General features: G+C 28.3%; 18 protein-coding genes. All 18 read left to right on the top strand.

Translation table 11 applies throughout. The features are described 5' to 3' along the window. Positions 1-45 precede the first annotated feature (45 nt). The 18 genes from I2E98_RS03280 (at position 46) to murB (ending at position 22,007) form a co-directional block, all read left to right on the top strand. Positions 46-1,311: a S41 family peptidase gene (locus tag I2E98_RS03280; RefSeq protein WP_195467533.1), complete on the top strand. Its 1,266-nt coding sequence runs from the start codon at positions 46-48 to the stop codon at positions 1,309-1,311. Between the two features lie 14 nt (positions 1,312-1,325). Then, on the top strand, positions 1,326-2,594 hold the full coding sequence (locus I2E98_RS03275) for a PDZ domain-containing protein (RefSeq protein ID WP_195467532.1): 1,269 nt from the start codon (positions 1,326-1,328) through the stop codon (positions 2,592-2,594). Between the two features lie 199 nt (positions 2,595-2,793). Beyond that, positions 2,794-4,764 (top strand): excinuclease ABC subunit UvrB, encoded by a 1,971-nt coding sequence (gene uvrB / locus I2E98_RS03270; protein WP_195467531.1) that lies wholly within the window; start codon positions 2,794-2,796, stop codon positions 4,762-4,764. 206 nt (positions 4,765-4,970) lie between these two features. Then, complete coding sequence (locus I2E98_RS03265; protein ID WP_195467530.1) at positions 4,971-5,669, top strand: response regulator transcription factor; 699 nt, start codon at positions 4,971-4,973, stop codon at positions 5,667-5,669. A gap of 132 nt (positions 5,670-5,801) precedes the next feature. Further along, positions 5,802-6,374, top strand: a complete 573-nt coding sequence (locus I2E98_RS03260) for a helix-turn-helix transcriptional regulator (RefSeq protein WP_195467529.1) — start codon at positions 5,802-5,804, stop codon at positions 6,372-6,374. A 157-nt stretch (positions 6,375-6,531) separates the two neighbouring features. Then, the gene (locus I2E98_RS03255; RefSeq protein WP_347708013.1) at positions 6,532-6,972 is read left to right on the top strand and encodes a helix-turn-helix transcriptional regulator; all 441 of its coding nucleotides are present in this window, start codon (positions 6,532-6,534) and stop codon (positions 6,970-6,972) included. Positions 6,973-6,983: 11 nt separating this feature from the next. Beyond that, positions 6,984-7,106: a hypothetical protein gene (locus tag I2E98_RS16275; protein WP_347708012.1), complete on the top strand. Its 123-nt coding sequence runs from the start codon at positions 6,984-6,986 to the stop codon at positions 7,104-7,106. Between the two features lie 255 nt (positions 7,107-7,361). Continuing rightward, positions 7,362-8,285, top strand: a complete 924-nt coding sequence (locus I2E98_RS03250; protein WP_195467528.1) for an ABC transporter ATP-binding protein — start codon at positions 7,362-7,364, stop codon at positions 8,283-8,285. Beyond that, positions 8,278-9,159 carry an ABC transporter permease subunit gene (locus I2E98_RS03245; RefSeq protein ID WP_195467527.1) on the top strand — a complete coding sequence of 294 codons (882 nt, stop codon included), beginning with the start codon at positions 8,278-8,280 and terminating at the stop codon, positions 9,157-9,159. The genes I2E98_RS03250 and I2E98_RS03245 overlap by 8 nt, the downstream gene beginning before the upstream one ends. A gap of 114 nt (positions 9,160-9,273) precedes the next feature. Continuing rightward, entirely contained in the window at positions 9,274-9,987 is a 714-nt protein-coding gene (locus tag I2E98_RS03240; RefSeq protein ID WP_195467526.1) for an ABC transporter ATP-binding protein, read from the top strand. Beyond that, positions 9,980-11,596: an ABC transporter permease gene (locus tag I2E98_RS03235; RefSeq protein WP_195467525.1), complete on the top strand. Its 1,617-nt coding sequence runs from the start codon at positions 9,980-9,982 to the stop codon at positions 11,594-11,596. Before I2E98_RS03240 ends, I2E98_RS03235 begins: the two co-directional genes overlap by 8 nt. Positions 11,597-11,745: 149 nt before the next feature. After that, entirely contained in the window at positions 11,746-12,633 is an 888-nt protein-coding gene (locus I2E98_RS03230; protein WP_195467524.1) for a HAMP domain-containing sensor histidine kinase, read from the top strand. A gap of 128 nt (positions 12,634-12,761) precedes the next feature. Further along, positions 12,762-15,587 (top strand): excinuclease ABC subunit UvrA, encoded by a 2,826-nt coding sequence (gene uvrA / locus I2E98_RS03225; protein ID WP_195467523.1) that lies wholly within the window; start codon positions 12,762-12,764, stop codon positions 15,585-15,587. A gap of 73 nt (positions 15,588-15,660) precedes the next feature. Beyond that, complete coding sequence (locus I2E98_RS03220; RefSeq protein ID WP_195467522.1) at positions 15,661-16,110, top strand: FHA domain-containing protein; 450 nt, start codon at positions 15,661-15,663, stop codon at positions 16,108-16,110. Positions 16,111-16,196: 86 nt separating this feature from the next. Further along, positions 16,197-17,420 carry an FtsW/RodA/SpoVE family cell cycle protein gene (locus tag I2E98_RS03215; RefSeq protein WP_195467521.1) on the top strand — a complete coding sequence of 408 codons (1,224 nt, stop codon included), beginning with the start codon at positions 16,197-16,199 and terminating at the stop codon, positions 17,418-17,420. Between the two features lie 4 nt (positions 17,421-17,424). Next, positions 17,425-18,978: a penicillin-binding protein 2 gene (locus I2E98_RS03210; protein WP_195467520.1), complete on the top strand. Its 1,554-nt coding sequence runs from the start codon at positions 17,425-17,427 to the stop codon at positions 18,976-18,978. Between the two features lie 170 nt (positions 18,979-19,148). Further along, positions 19,149-21,014, top strand: a complete 1,866-nt coding sequence (gene uvrC / locus I2E98_RS03205; RefSeq protein ID WP_195467519.1) for an excinuclease ABC subunit UvrC — start codon at positions 19,149-19,151, stop codon at positions 21,012-21,014. Positions 21,015-21,092: 78 nt separating this feature from the next. Continuing rightward, entirely contained in the window at positions 21,093-22,007 is a 915-nt protein-coding gene (gene murB / locus I2E98_RS03200; RefSeq protein WP_195467518.1) for a UDP-N-acetylmuramate dehydrogenase, read from the top strand. Positions 22,008-22,288: the final 281 nt, after the last annotated feature.

Raw genomic sequence — 22,288 nt, 5'->3', positions numbered from 1 at the left:
ATTTAAATAATATAAATTATATTATATAGAAAGGAAAGAGAATTTATGGAGAATTTTAATGACCAGGGAAAAAATCCAAAGAATATTGGAAAAAAAATATTTAAATACTTAATTTTATTAGTTGTGTTATTAATAACATATGCAGGAGTATTTTATTTAGGAAATATACTTGCTACTAAAGGTGTTATAATTGGCTCTGTACCAGAAAAAGCAGTTAGTGATTTAGGAAATATTGAAGACACTGAAAAATATTCAAATCTATTTAATCTACGAAGTATGTTATTTTCCATGTATGATGGAGAAATAGATGATGAGAAGCTTTTAGAAGGTGCTATGAAAGGCATGGCTGAAGCTATAGGAGATCCATATACTGTTTATATGGATAAAGATGAATTTACAACGTTTATGGAATCAAGCCAAGGAAGTTTCTATGGAATAGGAGCTCAATTAGGCGTTAGAGATAATAATATAACTATAATAGCTCCAGTTGAAGGATCACCAGCAGAAAAAGCTGGATTAAAGGCTGGAGATATAATATTAAAAGTTGATGATTATGAAGTAACAGATTTAAACACAGAGGCTGTTGTTTCTAGAGTTAGAGGAGAAGAAGGTGTACCGGTTACATTAACGATTATGCGTGAAGGTGTAGAAGAACCTTTTGAGGTTGAGATAGTAAGAGCTGAAATTAAAACTGAATCAGTTAAAGGTGAAATGTTAGAGGATGGAATAGGTTATATTCAGATAACAACTTTTAGTGATGAAGAAGTAAGTGATAAATTTAGTGAAAAATTAAATGAATTAAAACAACAAGGAATGAAAAAACTAATATTAGATTTAAGAGGAAACCCAGGTGGATACTTAAATGAATGTGTTGAAATAGCTTCTAACTTTATTCCAGAAGGAGAAGTAGTTACTTATACAATTGATAAGTATAACAAGAAGGTAATATCAAATTCAATAGGAGGAGATGCTATTGGAATGCCATTAGTTGTACTCGTTGATGGTGGAAGTGCTAGTGCTTCTGAAGTTGTAACTGGTGCTTTAAGAGATCATGGAGCTGCAACAACTATAGGTACAACAACTTTTGGTAAAGGTATAGTGCAACAACTTAAGGTTTTACCTAATGACATGGGAGGACTTAAAGTTACAACATCTAAGTACTACACACCAAATGGTGAAAATATTCATGGTACAGGAATAGAGCCAGATATAGTAGTAGAGATTCCACAAGAAGTATTAGAAATGGATTATGATAGAAGCATCGATCCACAATTTCAAAAAGCATTAGAGGTAGTAAGAGAGAAGAATTAATTAGGAGGCTCAGAATGGATTTAATAATTCATAGCTTAAAGTCTATAGCAGTAGCAATAATTGAGCCAATGCATTTAGTTATGCTTGTAGTATTTGGGATAATATTTTATTTAAAAAATGTTAAAATAGTTTCTATTCAAAAGATGACATTAGGAGAGGGGTTAAATACCCCTCTAGAACTTACATTATCCCAAATTGTATTAGGAATATTAGCGGGTGCAATTGGAAGTATAGTATTATCTGTGCTTGGAGTTACATTTAGTGAAAACTCAGGAATAGAGTTTATATTTATGATATCAATATTATCTTTATTTTATAAAAAGAAGTATATATCATATGCATATTCTAGTGCTATATTAGGTGTTATAGGAATTAGTTTAAATATTATTAGTAGTATTACTGGAATGAAACTATTTTTAAATGTTGATATATTATCATTAATGACCTTTGTAGGAGTAATATATATTTTAGAAGGTTTATTAATTATAGTTGATGGAAATAGAGGGGCAATACCTGTATTTACTAAAAAAGAGGACAAAATAGTTGGTGGATTTTCATTTAGTAGATATTGGCCAATACCAATTGCGATACTTATGATTTTTACCAATAGTATAGCAGATGAAGATTCAATTTATTCTAATGTAGCATCATGGTGGCCTATTATAAATAATAAAGCAGTATTATCTTTATTAGCTACTGCAATGATAGCAAGTATTCCTTTGTATGGAATAATGGGTTATAGCAATGTTACATTTACTCAAGAAAAGAAAACTAAGGCATTAAGGTGTGGTAGTGCTATTTTAATATATGGTATATCAGTTGCTTTAGTTGCACAGTTAGCTAGTATTAATATAGTAGGGCAAATAATATCTATAATATATGCACCGTTAGCTTTTGAATTAATCATGAGATATGAGTATAGAGTAGAAAAAAAAGGCCAATGCTTATATGTAAGTGACGATGAGGGAATTATGGTTCTTGAAGTCACTCCTAATTCACCAGCATACGAGGTTGGAATTAAGCGTGGAGATAAAATAATAGAAATTAATGGGCAAAATATTAAATCAGAGGGAGATATTTTTAAGGTTGCTAGAGATAGTATACTTAAGGTCCCAATAAAAGTTAAAAATAATTCGGGACAAGTATTAGAATATATTATACAACCTAGAAATAAAAGGTTAGGGCTTCTATTAGTTCCTAAAATGATTAAAAGAGAAGATATGTTTGAAATAAAACCAGATGATATAAAAAACATAATAAATGAGCTTAAAAATAAGAAGTAGAGGCTAACGTAGATGTTAGTCTCTATTTTCTATTTAGTGGAATGTGCCCTATTATAAAAGTTTTGAAAATGGTGAAGATAAAAAGTAAAATGTATTTATATTTTATTATTTTAAAGGTAATATAATTTTAGATAATTTAAGGTTTAAATATTTTATAGAGAATATTTAAATTAATAAATAATAATTTGGAGGTGAGTATATGGGAGAATTTAAGATTCATTCTAAATTTAAACCAACAGGGGATCAGCCAGCAGCAATTGAAAGTTTAGCTAATGGTATAAAGAATAATGAAAAGTATCAGACCCTTTTAGGGGTAACAGGTTCGGGTAAAACATATACTATGGCAAATATAATTGAAAAGGTTCAAAAACCAACTATAGTTTTAGCACATAACAAGACATTAGCAGCACAATTATGCTCTGAATTTAAGGAGTTTTTCCCAGATAACATAGTTGAATATTTTGTTTCGTATTATGATTATTATCAACCTGAAGCATATGTTCCTCAAACTGATACATTTATAGAAAAAGATGCAGCTATAAATGATGAAATAGATAAGTTAAGACACTCAGCTACATCAGCCTTATTTGAAAGAAGAGATGTAATAATAGTAGCCTCAGTTTCTTGTATTTATGGATTAGGTAATCCAGATGAGTATAAAAAGCTTACTATCTCTTTAAGAGTAGGCATGGAAAAAGATAGAGATGAGATAATAAAGAAGCTTATAGAAATTCAATATGAAAGAAATGATATTGATTTTTCGAGAGGGACTTTTAGAGTAAGAGGAGATTCCTTAGATATTATTCCAGCTTCATCTTCTACAAAAGGAATTAGAATTGAATTCTTTGGTGATGAAATAGATAGGATAAGAGAGTTTGATGTTTTAACAGGAAAGATATTAGGAGAAAGAGAACATGTTGCTATATTCCCAGCATCTCACTTTGCTGCATCACAAGAAACTTTGGATAAGGCAATAAAAGAGATAGAAGATGAGCTTGAAGATAGATTAAGAGAGCTAACATCACAAGATAAATTGTTAGAAGCTCAGAGATTAAGACAAAGAACTAATTATGATATAGAAATGATTAAGGAAATGGGATATTGTAGTGGGATTGAAAACTATTCGAGAGTATTAGATGGAAGAGCTCCAGGTACTCCACCTAAAACGTTGCTAGATTACTTCCCAGATGATTATTTAATGTTTATAGATGAAAGTCATGTTACTTTACCTCAATGTAGAGCAATGTATGCAGGTGATAGATCAAGAAAAGATACATTAGTTGAGTATGGATTTAGACTTCCATGTGCTTACGATAATAGACCATTAAAATTTACTGAATTTGAAAGTAAAATTAATCAGCTTATATTTGTATCTGCAACACCAGCTCAATATGAATTAGATCATTCAACTAATATAGCAGAGCAAATAATTAGGCCAACAGGATTATTAGATCCGATAGTTGAAATAAGACCAGTAACAGGTCAAATAGATGATCTTTATGCTGAAATCTTAAAAACAACAGAAAGAGGATTTAGAACATTAGTAACAACTTTAACTAAGAGAATGGCAGAAGATTTGACTAAGTATTTAACTGAGTTAGGTGTTAAAACTACTTATATGCATTCTGATATAAAAACCATTGAAAGAATGGAAATAATAAGAGATTTAAGACTAGGAAAATTTGATGTTCTTGTTGGGATAAACCTATTAAGAGAAGGGCTAGATATTCCAGAGGTTGCTCTCGTTGCAATTTTAGATGCAGATAAGGAAGGCTTCTTACGTTCTGAAACTTCAATGATTCAAACTATAGGAAGAGCTGCAAGAAATTCAGAAAGTAAGGTTATAATGTATGCAGATAAAATCACTGGATCTATGGATAGAGCAATTAAGGAAACTAATAGAAGAAGAGAAATTCAAATGCAGTATAATGAAGAGCATGGAATTGTACCTAAAACTATTATTAAGGATGTAAGAGCTGTAATTGAAGCAACAAAGGTTGCAGAAGAATCTGCTGACTATAATGTAGAAGATGCAGTTGAATTAAGCGCTAAGGATAAGAAGAAGTTAATTAAACAATATACAGAAGAAATGAAAGATGCAGCTAAGAATCTTCAATTTGAAAGAGCTGCAGAGCTTAGAGATATGATTAGTAGACTTAAGGATGAATAATTTCCTTGGAAATCATATTAAATATTTTAATGTATATAATTAAGATTAATATACATTGAGCATTAAATTATATAGCTTAAATATATATAATGAATTGGCTGATTCCTATATTTAAAGTAGGAATCAGTTTTTATTATAATAATGAACTAATTAGTTGAAAATTTGGTATAATTTATATAGTTGTTTATATAGGGGAGAATGTAAATATGGATTTAAATAAAAAAATATTAGTAGTTGAAGATGATTGGGATATTAATGGACTTTTATGTAAAATGCTAATTCAAAATGGATATGAAGTTAGAGGAGCTTATTCAGGGTCAGAGGCGAAGATGTGTATAGAACAATTTGAATATGATCTTATAATTTTAGATTTAATGTTACCAGGGATATCTGGAGAAGAACTATTAAGTGAAATAAGAAAAAAATATGTTATGCCAATAATAGTTGCTTCAGCTAAAACTAGTGCTGAAGATAAAATAGCAGTACTTAGAATGGGAGCAGATGATTTTATAAGTAAACCTTTTGATATTAATGAAGTATTAGCTAGAGTTGAGGCGCAATTAAGGAGGTATACTAAATTTTCTAGTCAAAATAGTATTAGCAGTAAATTAACTCATAAAAATTTAGAATTAGATATTGATAGCAGACAGGTATATGCTAATGGAAAAGAAGTAAGTTTAACTGTTAGGGAATTTGATATATTAGAATTATTAATTGCTAATCCTAATAAAGTGTTTACAAGAGCCAATCTTTTTGAGTCTGTTTGGAAAGATGATTTTATGGGAGATGATAATACTGTTAATGTTCATATAAGTAATTTAAGGTCTAAGCTTTCTAAGGTTGATAAGAATAATGAATATATACAAACAGTATGGGGAATTGGATTTAAATTAAAATCTGAATAGATGATAAGTAAATGCTGATAAATACTCTTTATGACACGTAACGTGGCATAAATGTAAGCTACTGTTTCTTGGATTTATAAGAATATATTTTTAATATAGTTTTATAAAATAAGTTTGGAGGAATAGATAAAAATGAGTTTAGGTGAAAAGTTAAGAGAGTGTAGAAAAATGGTAAATTTAACGCAAGAAGAATTAGCAGAAAAGTTATGTGTTTCAAGGCAAGCTATAACTAAATGGGAATCGGACAAAGGAATTCCGGATATTGTGAATATAAAAAATATAGCAAAGCTTTTTGATGTTAGCATTGATTATTTATTAGATGATGGAGAAATTATATCAGACTTTGTATTAAAAGAAAGTATTAATATTAGTGATTATAAAAATAAAGGAAAATATAAATCTAAATATGATTCAGCAGTAAGGGATAAATATAAAAATGCAATTATTATATATCCGTTAATACAAACAAAGAAATTAAATTTACTTGAAAATATTATTGACTTCATAGTACAACCTGGTGTATTACAATTAGCTGATTATGCTAGTAACTATGCAGCTTATTATTTAGTTGAATTAGAACAAAAACAATTACTTGTAAAAATAACAAAGGAGTTTATTGAAAGTAAAGAGTTAAAAAATAAGTTTATAGAAAAGAAAATGATAATAGGGAATAACATATTTAAAAAATGTAATTATACAATTTAAATAGTTGTTCTATACAAAAAAGCAAGATAAATAACAGTTAAATAAGAGTTTGTAGAGTGTCAAATACTTTTGATATATGAAAAATAGGCAATATCAAATACTTTTGATAGTAGAAATTCATTTAAGGGTATAGAGTAATTATGCAGGAGGACATTATATGGAGATTGGTAAACAAATAAAAAAATATAGGACAGAAATGAAGCTTTCACAGGAGGAATTAGCTGAAAAAATATTTGTATCTCGTCAAACTATTTCAAATTGGGAAAATAATAAGAACTACCCTGATGTGAAAAGCTTATTATTGCTAAGCTCTCTTTTTAGTGTCTCTCTTGATATATTAATTAAAGGGGATCTTGAAGAAATGAAAGAAAAAATTAAAACAGAAGACATTGATGGATTTAAACATGATGGTAATATCTTTAGTATGTTGATGTTATGTACTATTTTATTGCCTATTCCACTTACACGATTCATGGGATATGTTGGGTTTGGGATTTTGTGCTTGATTATTATAGCTACATATATTATGCTATTCGAGTTGAAAAGCATAAAAAGAATTTTAATATCCAAACTTATAAAGAAATTGTTGCTTTTCTAGAGGGAAAACATATGGATGAACTTGAAAAGAATCAGGAGTATGGGAAACGTCCATATCAGAAATTTTTGTTAGCAATAGGTGCAGGCTTACTTGCAATAGTAGTATCAGTCATTATGGGATGTATATTACTATAAAATTTTAGAATATATTAACTTTAAGTGGTTTATATTTAGAATAGTTTTTCGAGATTTTACAATAAATAAATATGAAAAGTAGCTACTAAAATTCTTTAATTTTAATAGCTGCTTTTTTTATTTGTAAACTTAATACTTTCTTAATATTTTCTTTAAGATATCTTACAACTATAGATATACAATAAAATCAAGTTAAGAGATTAAATAAAAATAACAAAAAAGAGATAGAGAATTTTATCAAGGGGGTAAATGAAGATGAAAGAAGTTATATTAAAAACTTATAACATTACTAAGAAATATGGAAATCAAGTAGCGGTAAACAATGTTAATATGACAATTAAAAAAGGTGAGATATATGGTTTTATAGGTCAAAATGGAGCTGGTAAAACAACATTAATTAGACTTATAACAGGGTTAATTCATAAAAGTGGTGGAGAGATAGAACTTCTAGGAGCCAGTGGAGAAAATGAATTAAATAAGGCTAGAACAAAGGTTGGAAGTTTAATTGAAACTCCTTCATTTTATACTAATATGACAGCAAGAGAAAATTTAGAGGTGTCTAGATTAGTAAGAGATATACCTGGCAAGAAGTGTATAGATGAAGTATTAGAATTAGTTGGACTAAAAGATGTTGAAAAGAAAAAAGTTAAAAATTTCTCTTTAGGAATGAGACAAAGATTAGGAATTGCAAATGCAATAATGGGAAATCCTAAATTACTTATATTAGATGAGCCTATAAACGGACTTGATCCTATGGGAATAGTTGAAATAAGAGAGTTATTAAAGAAGATAAATAAAGAAAAAGATATGACAATATTAATATCAAGTCATATATTAAGTGAATTATCAGAGCTTGCAACGACTTATGGAATAATATCAAATGGTAAGTTAATTGAAGAAATAACAGCAGAGGAATTAGCAGAAAAATGTAGACAATATATAGATTTAAAAGTTGATGATACATCTAGAGCAGTAACTTTATTAGAAAGAGAGTTAGGAATAAGTGATTATGAAGTTTTAGAAGATAAAAAGATAAAGGTCTTCTCTAATTTAGAGAATGTTGGAGAGGTAAATTCAATACTTTCAAAGTCAGGTGTTATTGTTCAAAGTATAAGTATTAAGGGAGAAAATTTAGAAGAATACTTTATGAATAAAATTGGAGGTGTTTTAAATGCTTAAAGCTATACAAGCAGAATTATATAAATTATTTAAAAATAGAACATTTAAAGTATTAATATTTGTTACAGTTTTATTATCTTCCATGACAATAGTTATGTGTTCACCAGTTTTTGATCAAATACTTAGTGATAGTTTAGGGAATATGCCAGAAGATCAAAAACAGATATTTATAGAACAAATGGAAACTATGTCAGATAGTGATGAAATAGTAACACCAGGTCAATTAGGAGTTCATTTGGAAGCTAAAGATATTATGAATCCAACTGCAATAGAAGTATATCATGCTTCATTTGGATCAGGAGTAATAGAGATATTAATAGGAATATTAGTAGCAGCATTAATGGCAAAAGAATATTCACAAGGTACAATTAAAAACTTTTTAGCTTATGGTAAGAAAAGAGAAGAATTTTATTTAGCAAAGTTTATAGCTATAGTTGTAGCAATTGCAATTATTTTAGCGGTTATGACTATATTACCAACAATAGCATCAACTGTTATGAATGGATGGGGGCAAGCCTTTGAATTTTCACAATTATTAGGAATGATAAAAACATTTATAGCATCACTTCTAGCTAGTTCTGCAGTAGCTGTATTAGCTATGGTTATAGCAACATTAGTAAAAAGTAATGGAGCTACAATTGGAATAACAGTAGCAATATTTATAGGAGTTCCAACATTTGCAGGATTTTTATATGGAATATATCCTTGGTTTGACAGGATTTATGAGGTATTACCATTTTATAATTCAGCATTAGCATCTTCAATTAAAGCAGGAAATGGAGATTTGCTTAGATCAGTAGTAATTTCATTAATAACAATATCAATTTCATTATTTGCAGGGATAAAAATATTTAAAGCTCAAGATATTAAATAATGACAAAAAGTATAGAAAAGTATTAAAAAGCGCAAAAAAGCGCGTACCTCCGGGGAGAATACAAATATTGGATTCTCCCCGGAGGTGGATACAATATTTGGAAGAGGTGTTTTTGTGTTATATATAAATAATTTTTCAAAAGAATATTCAAAGGGGAAAAAGGCTGTAGACAATATATCCTTAACTGTGAATGGTGGAGAAATATTTGGATTTATAGGTCATAATGGTGCGGGAAAGACAACAACTATTAAATCTATAGTTGGTATTTTAGAATTTAATGATGGGGATATATTAATAGATAATAAGTCTATAAAGAAAAGCCCAGTAGAATGTAAAAAAGTAATGGCATATATTCCAGATAATCCTGACCTTTATGAAGCTTTAACTGGAATACAATATCTAAGTTTCATAGCAGATATTTATAAAGTAAGCAAAGAACAAAGAGAAAAGTTAATTAAGTATTATGGAGATAAGTTTGAGCTAACTAAATATTTAGGAGACTTAATATCTTCATATTCTCATGGAATGAAACAAAAGCTAGCAATAATATCAGCACTAATACATAAACCAAAATTATTAATATTAGATGAGCCTTTTGTTGGATTGGATCCAAAGGCAGCACATACTTTAAAAGAGATAATGAGGGAGATTTGTAATGAAGGTAGTGCAATATTTTTCTCAACTCATGTATTAGAAGTTGCAGAAAAATTATGTGATAAGATTGCAATTATTAAAGAAGGAAAGATAGTTGTAGTAGGGGATACGGAAGAGGTAAAGGGAAACAGTTCTTTAGAAGATGTATTTATGGAGTTGATTGATAATGAGTAATTTATTTATTTTATTAAAAAATTCATTTATAAATAGTACAGGTATTAATTCTTTATCTAATAAGACAAGCAATTCTAAAGAAAAAAAGAAATTAATGATTACTACAGCAACATTATTATTAATAGCTATAGTGATTTGTTTTATGTCCACATCATATTCAATTGGATTGGCTACAGTATTAGAGCCAATGGGATATTTAGATTTAGTATTAATAGTTGCCATATTATTTTCATGTATTTTAAGTTTTATGACATCAATTTATAAAGCACAAGGTACATTATTTAGTTCTAAAGATTATGACTTATTAATGGTTCTTCCTATTAAAAATAGCACAATATTAACTAGTAAAATATTGAGTCTAATGTCTATAAGTTATATAGAAATAGCACTTGTAATAGTACCAGCATCAATAGTATATTTTATTTATAATGGAAGTTTATCATTGATTTTCTTTATTATACTAATAGTAGGATTAATATTTATACCCATGATTCCTATAATAGCAGCATCAATAATAGCTGTGATTATAACATTTATATCATCGAGATTTAAGCATAAAAATATAGTAACTACAGTAGTTGGAATGATAGCTTTTTTATTAATTATGATAGTTTCGATGAATATGCAAAATTATATTAATGCATTTGTTGAAAATAGTGATTCAATAGTGAAAGGATTATCTAGTATATATCCACCAGCAATGTATTTAAAAGATGCTTTAGTAAATTATAATATTGTTGATTTGATAAAGTTTATATTAATATCAATACTTCCATTTGTAATATTTATTATAGTATTTAGCAAAACATTTAAAGTTATAAATGGAAAGTTAGCTGAAAGTTATAAGAAAGCAAATTATAAGGTTGAAAGATTGGAATCAAGTAGTATCACAAAAGCATTAGTTTCACAAGAGTTAAGAAGATATTTTGCAACACCTATTTATGTTATGAATACAGCCTTTGGAATGGTATTATTAGTTGCAGCATCTATAGCTACTTTGTTTGTAAGTAAAGAAACATTAGCAGAGTTAATGGGATATCCAGAAATAGTAAATATTATTCCATTAGCAATATTAGTGCTATTAGTATTTACTATTGGATTATCTTGTACAACAAATTCATCTATATCATTAGAAGGAAATAGATTATGGATATTAAAATCTTTACAAATAGAGCCTAAGGATATATTTAAAGGAAAGATAATAACTAATTTAATAATAACAATTCCAGCAGCCATTGTAGCAAATATTATATTTTATATAGGATTAAAATTTGAGATTAAATATTTAATACTTAATGTAATGATAAGTATAGTATTTGCAGGGATATCAGCAGTATTAGGATTAATAATAAATTTATATTTTCCTAAAATGGACTGGACAAATCCAACAACAGTAGTAAAACAAAGTGCAAGTGTAATGATTACTATTTTAGGATTATTAATATTAACGTTAGCAATGATAGGTATATCAGTTGCACTAGTTGAAATATTTAATATTACTAATATGATTATTATTTTAACTGTAGTGTTAATATTATTTTTAATACTATTATTTGCTTCAATTAAGATATTAGATAGTATAGGTAGTGAAAAATTTAATAGATTATAAACAAGTTACCTCTGAGGTTGATATAAATATTGGATTAAACTTCAGAGGTAATTTATTTGTTATTGTGAGTTATTGGAAATGTTTAATATATAGAATATAATATATTTTAGAAAATATAAGAGAAAAATGGGTTTAGAAGAGGAGAAAATATGGTGATAATATGCTTAATAGGGATAATTATTGTTTTAATTGCTATTATTATAGGGTATAAGAGAGAGTTTAAAAGAATAAATAAGGAAATTACTAATAATTTAGATGAATATGTAAATATAAAAACAAAGTCTGTAGATAAGGATGTTGAGAATTTAGTTCAAAGTATAAATCTAATTTTTGATTCAAAACAAAAGGTTGTATCAGAAAAGAAGAAAAGTGAAGATGAACTAAGGGCAAGTATAACAAATATGTCTCATGATTTAAGAACTCCTTTAACATCTATAATGGGATATTTACAGATGATAAAATCGGAAAAATCATCAGAAACTGATAAAAAAGAATATATGGACATAGTAGAGAAAAGAACAAAATCTTTACAACAGCTTATAAGTAGTTTTTATGATTTATCAAGAATAGAAGGAAATGAATATAAATTTAATTATAAGAAGGTTAATTTAAGTAACATACTATGTGAAAATATAGCTTTATTCTATAATGACTTTATAAATAATAATATTGAGCCAGTTATTGAAATTGAGGAAGGCATTAAAGAAATTATATCTGATGAGAGTGCTATTACTAGGATTTTTTCAAACTTAATAGGAAACATGATTAAGCATGGTGAAAATTTTGTGAAAATAACCTTAAAGCAAGAAAATGATATGATAATTACAGAGTTTATTAACAAAGCAACAGGATTAACAGAAGAAAATGTGGATAAATTGTTTGATAGGTTTTATACTGTGGATAATTCTAGAAGTAATAAGAATACCGGGTTAGGGTTATATATAACAAGAATATTAGTAGAGAAGCTTGGTCATAATATAAAAGCTAATTTAAAAGGAGATAATCTTGTTATTTCAATAGCTTGGAAGAAAAATTAAAAGATGAAAATTTCATTGACAATAAAAATCAATAATTCTAAAATTAAATAAAGAATGTTTGTTCGAGAGTAAAATATACTATTTCTGACAAAAATAAAATAATGAAGTATATTGAAGAGGTTTAAAAAATGAAAGATAAAATTATAGTAAAGGGTGCAAGAGTACATAATTTAAAAAATGTATCATTAGAAATACCAAGAGACAAATTAATAGTTTTTACAGGGTTATCAGGTTCAGGTAAATCTTCTTTAGCTTTTGATACATTGTATGCAGAAGGGCAAAGAAGATATGTTGAGTCTTTATCCTCATATGCAAGGCAGTTTTTAGGACAAATGGATAAACCAGATGTAGATTATATTGAAGGGTTATCGCCTTCAATATCTATAGACCAAAAAACTACAAGCAAAAATCCAAGATCAACAGTTGGTACAATTACAGAAATATATGATTATTTAAGATTATTATATGCAAGAGTAGGTATTCCACATTGTCCTAAGTGTGGAAAGGTAATAAGGCAACAATCTGTGGATCAAATTGTGGATCAAATAATGGCTCTTGGGGATAGAACTAAAATTCAAGTTTTATCACCAATAGTAAAAGGTAAAAAAGGTGCACATGAAAAAGTACTAAGTAATATAAAGAAGAATGGATACGTAAGAGCAAGAATTGATGGAGAGATTTATGAATTAGCAGAAGAGGAAATAACTTTAGAAAAAACTAAAAAGCATAATATAGAAGCTGTAGTAGATAGATTAATCATTAAAGAAGGCATAGAGGGAAGACTAAGTGATTCATTAGAAGCAGCACTAAAGTTAGGAGAAGGTTTAGTAATAATAAATGTAATTGGTGAAAAAGATATATTATTTAGTGAAAATTTTGCTTGCCCTGATTGTGGAATTAATATACAAGAGTTTGAACCAAGGATGTTTTCATTTAACGCTCCTTTTGGAAAATGTGAAAAATGTGATGGTTTAGGAACGTTAATGGAGATAGACCCAGATTTAATTATACCAAATAAAGATTTAAGTATTATGGAAGGTGCTATAGCTACATGGGGGGAAGGTAGATTAAAAGATGATTCTTGGACTTTTGCAATATTAAAGTCATTAGAAAAAGAATATGGATTAGATTTAAATAAGCCTATAAAGGAGTTTTCTAAAGAGCACTTAGACTTATTACTATATGGAACAAATGGAAATAAGTTAATAGTTACTTATACAAAAGATGGAGTAAAAGCTAATTATTCATATGTATATGATGGAGAAATAAATTCGTTAGTAAGAAGATATAAAGAAACAAATTCAGATGTTATAAAAGGCGATATTGAACAATATATGAGTAATAAATATTGTCCAAAGTGTAAAGGTGCTAGGTTAAATAAAGAAGTCTTAGCAGTAACTATTGGAGATAAGAATATATATGAATTTACTCAAATGTCAATAAGAGACGAGTTGGATTTTATTAATTCATTAGAGTTCACAGAAAAAGAAAAATTAATAAGTAATCAAATAGTTAAAGAGATAAAAAATAGATTAAAGTTTTTAGTTGATGTAGGATTAGATTACTTAAACCTTTCAAGAAGTTCGGGAACTCTTTCTGGTGGTGAAGCGCAAAGAATTAGACTTGCAACACAAATTGGTTCTGCATTAATGGGAGTTTTATATATATTAGATGAACCTAGTATAGGATTGCATCAAAGAGATAACGATAAGTTAATTCAGACATTAAAAAATTTAAGAGATGTTGGTAATACTGTTATAGTTGTTGAGCATGATGAAGATACTATGAGAGAGGCTGATTTTATTGTGGATATTGGACCTAGAGCAGGAGAGCATGGTGGTCAAATTATTGCTGCAGGAACTGTTGATGAGATTAAAGCATGTAAAGAGTCTATAACGGGACAATATCTAACAGGAGAGAAGGAAGTTAAAGTTCCAGAGGTAAGAAGACAAGGTAATGGGAAGTTTATTACTGTTTCAGGAGCAAAGGAAAATAACCTTAAGAACTTAACTGTTAAATTCCCTCTAGGAGTTTTAACAATGGTTACTGGGGTTTCTGGATCAGGTAAAAGTACATTAGTAAATGAAATACTTTATAAGGGATTAAATAAAATAATAAACAAAAGTAAAAATCCTACAGGAGTTTATAAAGAAATAAGTGGCTATGAAAATATAGATAAAATTATAGATATTGATCAAAGCCCAATAGGAAGAACACCACGTTCAAATCCAGCAACTTATACAGGAACTTTCGATATAATAAGAGAATTATTCTCTCAAACACCAGAAGCAAAGATGAGAGGATATAAACCAGGAAGATTTAGTTTCAATGTAAAAGGAGGAAGATGTGAAGCTTGTTCAGGTGATGGAATTATAAAAATAGAGATGCAGTTCTTATCAGATGTTTATGTTCCTTGTGAAGTATGTAAAGGAAAGAGATATAATAGGGAAACTCTTGAGGTTAAATACAAAGGAAAAAATATTGATGATATATTAAATATGACTGTTGAAGAAGCATTAGAATTCTTTGAAAATATACCAAGAATAAAAAATAAGATTCAAACATTAAAAGATGTAGGATTAGGATATATAAGATTAGGTCAGCCATCAACTCAATTATCAGGTGGTGAAGCACAAAGAATTAAGCTTGCTTTTGAACTATCAAAGAGAAGCACTGGAAAAACATTATATATTTTAGACGAACCAACAACGGGACTTCATGTTGATGATGTAAATAGATTAGTTGAAATACTACAAAGATTAGTTGAGGCAGGAAATACTGTTGTAGTAATAGAACATAATTTAGATATGATTAAATGTGCTGATTATATAATAGATTTAGGTCCAGAAGGTGGAGATAAAGGTGGAACTTTAGTTGCACAAGGTACACCAGAAGAAATAATTAAAAATGATACCTCATATACAGGAAAATATCTTAATAAACTATTAAGATAAATAAGATGTCTTGTTATTTTTTTCAATAAGATTTAATATATAATGGTAAATATCATTAATTTGAGGTGAAAATATGAATTTTGGAAGGTTAGTCACTTTTATATTTGGTATAATTTTTATAGTTCTATTATATGTAATCATATATTATGCATTAAAGATAATGTATAGAGATGTAAAAACAGGCGATAAGAAAAAAAATAATAACACAGGAATAAGATATGGTATAGAGATTATTCAAACAGGAGTAAACTCTACATTGGAAAATGGATCAGTAGTGCCAATTAGGGGAATTACAACAATAGGTAGAAGAGCAGAAAATACAATTGTATTAACAGAACCTTTTGTATCAGGAAGTCATGCAAAAATATATACTAAAAATAATAATTTATATGTTGAAGATTTAAATAGTACAAATGGTGTTTATGTTAATAATGAAAAAATTAATGAAAAGGTGAAGCTTATTGCTGATGATGAAATTAAAATAGGAAGCGCTATTTTTAAAGTTTTAAAATCAAGTAAGTAAAATATTTAATCTATAATTTAGTTTAAATAAACTTATAATTTTATAAATAGAAAAGGATATTTCATTTAACATAGTAGAGGTGGATTATGAAGGCATTAAAGCGTGAAAAAAGATTGCTGAGATGGGTATATCTACTATGCTTGCTACTTTTCACAACATTAGGTTTTATTGAACAACCTTTTGATAAATTTGCATTAATAATGGGAGTAGTCTTATGTATTTTAATAGGCTATTCCCACTTTGTAATTAGAAGATTTTATCCTGATGGAGATAAATTTATATTAATTTTTGCAAGTGTATTGGCGGTAGTAGGGATAGCAGCATTATATAGAATAGATAAAGGAATAGCAATTAAGCAATTAATTTGGATTACAGGGGGAATAGTTTCCTATATTTTAATTGTAGTTATCTTACCAGATTTAAGAAGTTTTGCAAAATATAAAAATCTATATATGATAGGAACCTTAATATTAATGCCATTAGCATTGATATTTGGTACAGAATTAAATGGAGCAAAGAACTGGATTATAATAGGTAATTCTATTTCTTTTCAGCCATCTGAGTTTGGAAAAATAGCATTAGTATTATATTTAGCATCTGCTTTAGCAACATATGAAAATAAAAATAATTTTAAGGAAGACTTTATACAATTATGGCAACCAGCTTTAGTAGCAGGGTTTTCTATGGGATGTATGGTACTTCAAAGAGACTTAGGTAGTGCATTGATATTCTTTGGTATTTCTATAACATTACTATATGTTTCAACTTCAAAGAAAAAATATGTATTTACCTCATTAGGATTAGCAGGGGTTGGATCAGTAGCTGGATATATGCTTTTTGGGCATGTAAGAGAAAGAGTTATGATTTGGTTAGATCCATGGAAATATAAATTAGGTGAATCGTATCAAATAATAGAAGGAATGTATTCAATTGCAGCAGGTGGACTTTTTGGAGTTGGATTAGGGCAAGGACATTTTCAAAGTTTACCTGTAAAAGAAAGTGATATGATTTATGCTGTTATTTGTGAGGAGTTTGGAATAATATTTGCAATAGGGTTAATGATAATATACTTCTTATTATTCTATAGGGGTATAAGGGCCGCTTTTGTCACAGATGATAAATATTCACAATTAATAGCTGTTGGATTTAGTACAATGATAGCATGTCAAACTCTAGTTATAATAGGAGGAATATTCGCTGTTATACCACTAACGGGAATAACATTGCCTATTATAAGTTATGGTGGTTCATCGGTACTAACTATATTCTTTGCATTAGGAATATTGCAAAAAATATCAGAGGAGGCATAAAAGGATGAATGATTTAGCAAAAAGTGTTAGAAACGTAATGACTGTATTTTTAGTTTTATTTATTGCATTAATATCCTATATTGCCTATTTTCAATTAATTAAAAGTCCAAAAATTAATGATATGCCAGGAAATACAAGAGTAATGGCTGTTAAGAATGAGGTCTTAAGAGGGACTATATACGATAGAGATGGAAATGCATTAACAACTAGCGAAAGAATAAATGATACATCTCAGAAAAGGGATTACTTATATGGTGACTTATATGTTCATGCATTAGGTTATACAAGTGCTGTTTATGGAACTACTGGTTTAGAAGAGGAGTATGAAAGCGAATTAACTACTTATAATGCTTTTGGAAATAACTTTAGACAGTTCTTAGATAGTATTGATGTAAAAGGTCTTATAGAAAATATAAAGAATGATAAAGAAAATACAGGAAGTTTTAATTTTTCAAGTAATTTTAAAACTTTTATGGATGGAATTAAATTCGATGAATTAACAAAAGAAGCTGATAAAGTTGGAAATGGAGTTGTAACAACTTTGGATACAACATTACAACAAGTAGCTTCAGATGCATTAGGAGATAATAAGGGTGCTGTTGTTGCATTGAATCCTAAAACAGGAGAAATATTAGCAATGGTATCAAAACCTACATTTAATCCTAATAATTTAGCTGATGAGATGAATAAAGCTAATAGTGGTAGTGCAGATGATACACCATTAATTAATAGAGCTATAAATGGACTTTATCCTCCAGGTTCTGTATTTAAGACTGTTACATTAACAAGTGCTTTAGAAAATATGCCATCAGTAGTAAATAGAACATTTAATGATGATGGAAAAATAACATTCCAAGATGGAAGAACTTTAAGTAATTTTGGAAATAATGTATATGGCTCAATAGATTTAAAACAAGCATATAAGGTATCAAGTAATGTTGTATTTGGTACATTAGCAATGGAACTTGGAAATGAGGCATTAAAAACTACAGCAGAAAATTATGGATTTAATTCAGTAATAACTGGGCCAGGAGTATCTATAACAGCAAGTAGATTCCCTTCATTAGATAGCTCAGAAGTTGGTAATATAGCTCAAAGTGGAATAGGGCAAGGAAGCGTTTTAGCTACACCTATGCAAATGGCTTTAGTAGCAGCTACAGTAGCTAATGATGGTGTTATGATGCAGCCTAAATTAGTTAATTCAATCGTTGATAAAGATCAAAATACAATAAGAACTATAGATAGTAAACAATTGAAGCAAGTTATGTCTAGTGATATAGCAGAAACAATTCAAGATTATATGACTAATTTAGTTAATAGTAATTTAAGTAAGTGGCCAGCCTTTAAAGGAACTAATGCAGGAGGAAAAACTGGTACAGCAGACTATACTTTACCAGATGGAAGCGAAGCGACTCCACACAGTTGGTTTATAGCAGCAGCACCAATGGATGACCCACAAATAGCAGTGGCAGTAATTGTTGAAAATGGTGGTACTGGTTCAGGAGCAGCTGCAACAGTAGCTAGTAAGGTTGTTAGGCAAGCAGTTTTAGGATATTAAATTATCACCTTTGGGGTTAAAAAATTTCAATATACTAATAAAATTAAAGAGTTAAGAGAAAAGAGTTAAGAGTTTAGATGATAATTTAGTATAATAAGAATTTCATCTTTCAACTTTTAAATCTTAAATCTTAACTCTTAACTTTTTTACAAAAGAAAGGGGAGATAGAGATGTTTGATTTTGAATATCATTTAAAGAATTTACCTGATAAACCTGGAGTTTATTTAATGAAGAATTCATTAGGTGAGGTTATTTATGTTGGAAAAGCAAAGATTTTAAAAAATAGAGTAAAAAGCTATTTTCAAAATTCCAAGAATCATTCTGAAAAAGTAAGGGTTATGGTAAAGAATATTGCTGAATTTGAATATATAGTTACAGATTCAGAGATGGAAGCGCTTATTTTGGAATGTAATTTAATAAAGAAATATAGTCCTAAGTATAACATTTTGTTAAAGGATGATAAATTTTATCCTTTTATAAAAATAACTACAAAGGATGACTTTCCAAGAGTTTTTGTAACTAGAAATTTTGCTAAGGATGGAAGCAAGTATTTTGGGCCATATACTAATGGAGCAGCAGTATATGAAACTATAAATTTAATATATAAAATATTCCCTTTAAGAACATGTAAATTAGCAATAAAGGAGAATGGAGATACTGTAAGACCTTGCTTAAATTATCATATAAAGAAATGCTTTGGTCCTTGCGGAGGACATATAGGTAAAGAAGAGTATGGAAAGATGATAAAGGATATAATTGATATTTTAAGCGGAAAAGAAACTTATGTTACTAAAATGCTTAAGACAGAAATGGAAAATGCAGCAGAAAACTTAGAGTTTGAAAAAGCTGCATCATTAAGAGATAAGATATTAGCAATAGAAGCCATAGTTGAAAAACAAAAAATATTTAAGACTATGGAGGGTGATGAAGATTTTATAAATATTGATCAAGATGAAAAGGACAGTTGCATTCAAGTATTCTTCTCTAGAGATGGAAAGATACTTGGAAGAGAACACTTTATATTTGAAAATACAGCAAATGAAAGCATAGCAGAGATATTAGAGGAGTTTATAGCATCCTTTTACGGTGGTACAGCTAAAGTTCCTAAAACAATATATGTTCCTGAAATTAATGAAGTTGAGCTAATGGAGGAATACTTAACTATAAAAAGAGGATCTAAGGTATGGATTAAAGTTCCACAAAAGGGACAGAAAAAAGATATGCTAGAAATGGTTAAGAATAATGCTAAGATTACCTTAGAAAAATTTAAGGATAAATATCTAAAAGATAAAGAAATGAATAGAATATCATTACAAGAGCTTCAAAACTTGTTAGAGCTTGATGAATGGCCAACTAGAATAGAAGCTTATGATATATCAAACATTCAAGGTGTAGATTCTGTTGGAACAATGGTTGTATTTGAAGAAGGAAGAGCAAAAAATAGTGATTATAGAAGATTTAAGATAAAAACTGTAAAAGGTGCTAACGATTATGACAGTATGAGAGAAATCTTAACTAGAAGATTTAATCATGGGTTAGAGGAAGTAAAGGCAATTCAAGAAAGAAATTTAAAATTATCTGCAGGAAAGTTTTCCAATTTTCCAGATTTAATAATGATGGATGGAGGTAAAGGACAAGTAAATATAGCACTAGAAGTGTTAGAAAGTTTAAATATAAACATTCCAGTATGTGGATTAGTCAAGGATGATAAACACCAAACTAGAGGTATAGTATATAATAATAAAGAGTTAATTATTAATAGAAGCTCAAATTTAATGCAATTAATAAGAAGAATACAAGATGAAGTTCATAGGTTTGCAATAACATATCATAGAAGTTTAAGAGACAAAAGAACATTACATTCTATTCTAGATGATATACCTAATGTAGGAGAAAAAAGAAGAAGAGCTTTATTAATGAAGTTTGGTAGTGTAGATAATATTAAAAAGGCAACAGTAGAGGAATTGTTAGAAGTTCCATCTATAGATAAAAAATCGGCAGAAAGTATTTATATTTACTTTAATGGCAATAATTAAGAGGAAATTACTTGTTTAATGTTATAATATACTTTATACTATTAAACTGTAAATATTTTATATTTTAAGGAGCTTATCATGAATAAATACGGTAAATTTGTAGGGCTATTTAGAGAATTTTACAATGAAGATAATATTAAAATAGATGAGAAATTAAGTGGTTATGTTAATTTTAAAGTTGGAGGACCAGCTGACATATTATTAATTCCAGATTCAAAGGAACAAATAAAAAAGAGTATTTGTATTTGTAAGGAAAATAATATTCCGGTTTATGTTATAGGTAATGGATCTAACATATTAGTTAGAGATGGTGGATTTAGAGGTGTTGTTATATCACTAAAGGGCGTTCACAATGTAACTGTAAATGATGAGAGAATTGAAGCTGAATGTGGTGCAATGTTAAAAGAAGTTTCTGATAAAGCTATGGAAAATTCATTAACTGGATTTGAATTTGCATGTGGTATACCAGGAACTATTGGCGGAGCAGTATTCATGAATGCTGGTGCTTATGATGGAGAAATTGCACATGTTATTGAAAGTGCTGAAGTAATTGATGAAAATTGTAATGTAATAACCCTTACAAATGAGGAATTAGATTTCGGATATAGATCTTCTTTAGTTATGAAAAAAGGATATACAGTATTATCAGCTGTATTTAAATTAAAAAAAGGTCAAATAAAAACTATTAAGGATTTAGTTGATGACTTAACTAATAAAAGAGAGTCTAAACAACCACTTGAATACCCATCAGCAGGAAGTACATTTAAGAGACCAACAGGTTATTTTGCTGGTAAGCTTATTCAAGATGCTGGATTAAAAGGATATTCTATAGGTGGGGCAGCTGTTTCAGAAAAACACTCAGGATTTGTAATTAACAAGGGAAATGCTACAGCTAAGGATATTACTGATTTAATAAAGCATATTCAAGATGAAGTTAAAAAGCAATTTGGAGTTGACCTTCATACAGAAGTAAGAATAATAGGTGAAGAATAGGAAGTTACCAATTGGGTAGCTTCTTTTTTTATACCTTATATAAGGTGTAACATAAGATATGTAAAGTTCATATTATATATTAGCAAAGGCCCAAAATTAATATATAAATAAATTAGGGAGATTTATATGAATTATTAGAAATGAAGAAGCTATGAAAATAGCTTCTTTATTCAATATAATATTTAAGTTTTACAATGACATAGTTAAAATTTTGATATATATGATATAATTGAAATAAGTTACATTAGAATGAAATTCCAAATTTTAATTTGGTTAATTGA

The sequence above is a fragment of the Clostridium sp. D43t1_170807_H7 genome, assembly GCF_015555905.1.
Taxonomy (GTDB): Bacteria; Bacillota; Clostridia; order Clostridiales; family Clostridiaceae; genus Clostridium.
This window is presented reverse-complemented; position numbering and strand designations above follow the sequence as displayed.

Excerpts from the sequence above, each read along its gene's own strand:
- I2E98_RS03280 (WP_195467533.1), top strand. The coding sequence starts at position 46 with ATGGAGAATTTTAATGACCAGGGAAAAAATCCAAAGAATATTGGAAAA.
- I2E98_RS03275 (WP_195467532.1), top strand. The coding sequence starts at position 1,326 with ATGGATTTAATAATTCATAGCTTAAAGTCTATAGCAGTAGCAATAATT.
- uvrB (WP_195467531.1), top strand. The coding sequence starts at position 2,794 with ATGGGAGAATTTAAGATTCATTCTAAATTTAAACCAACAGGGGATCAG.
- I2E98_RS03265 (WP_195467530.1), top strand. The coding sequence starts at position 4,971 with ATGGATTTAAATAAAAAAATATTAGTAGTTGAAGATGATTGGGATATT.
- I2E98_RS03260 (WP_195467529.1), top strand. The coding sequence starts at position 5,802 with ATGAGTTTAGGTGAAAAGTTAAGAGAGTGTAGAAAAATGGTAAATTTA.
- I2E98_RS03255 (WP_347708013.1), top strand. The coding sequence starts at position 6,532 with ATGGAGATTGGTAAACAAATAAAAAAATATAGGACAGAAATGAAGCTT.
- I2E98_RS16275 (WP_347708012.1), top strand. The coding sequence starts at position 6,984 with ATGGATGAACTTGAAAAGAATCAGGAGTATGGGAAACGTCCATATCAG.
- I2E98_RS03250 (WP_195467528.1), top strand. The coding sequence starts at position 7,362 with ATGAAAGAAGTTATATTAAAAACTTATAACATTACTAAGAAATATGGA.
- I2E98_RS03245 (WP_195467527.1), top strand. The coding sequence starts at position 8,278 with ATGCTTAAAGCTATACAAGCAGAATTATATAAATTATTTAAAAATAGA.
- I2E98_RS03235 (WP_195467525.1), top strand. The coding sequence starts at position 9,980 with ATGAGTAATTTATTTATTTTATTAAAAAATTCATTTATAAATAGTACA.
- I2E98_RS03230 (WP_195467524.1), top strand. The coding sequence starts at position 11,746 with ATGGTGATAATATGCTTAATAGGGATAATTATTGTTTTAATTGCTATT.
- uvrA (WP_195467523.1), top strand. The coding sequence starts at position 12,762 with ATGAAAGATAAAATTATAGTAAAGGGTGCAAGAGTACATAATTTAAAA.
- I2E98_RS03220 (WP_195467522.1), top strand. The coding sequence starts at position 15,661 with ATGAATTTTGGAAGGTTAGTCACTTTTATATTTGGTATAATTTTTATA.
- I2E98_RS03215 (WP_195467521.1), top strand. The coding sequence starts at position 16,197 with ATGAAGGCATTAAAGCGTGAAAAAAGATTGCTGAGATGGGTATATCTA.
- I2E98_RS03210 (WP_195467520.1), top strand. The coding sequence starts at position 17,425 with ATGAATGATTTAGCAAAAAGTGTTAGAAACGTAATGACTGTATTTTTA.
- uvrC (WP_195467519.1), top strand. The coding sequence starts at position 19,149 with ATGTTTGATTTTGAATATCATTTAAAGAATTTACCTGATAAACCTGGA.
- murB (WP_195467518.1), top strand. The coding sequence starts at position 21,093 with ATGAATAAATACGGTAAATTTGTAGGGCTATTTAGAGAATTTTACAAT.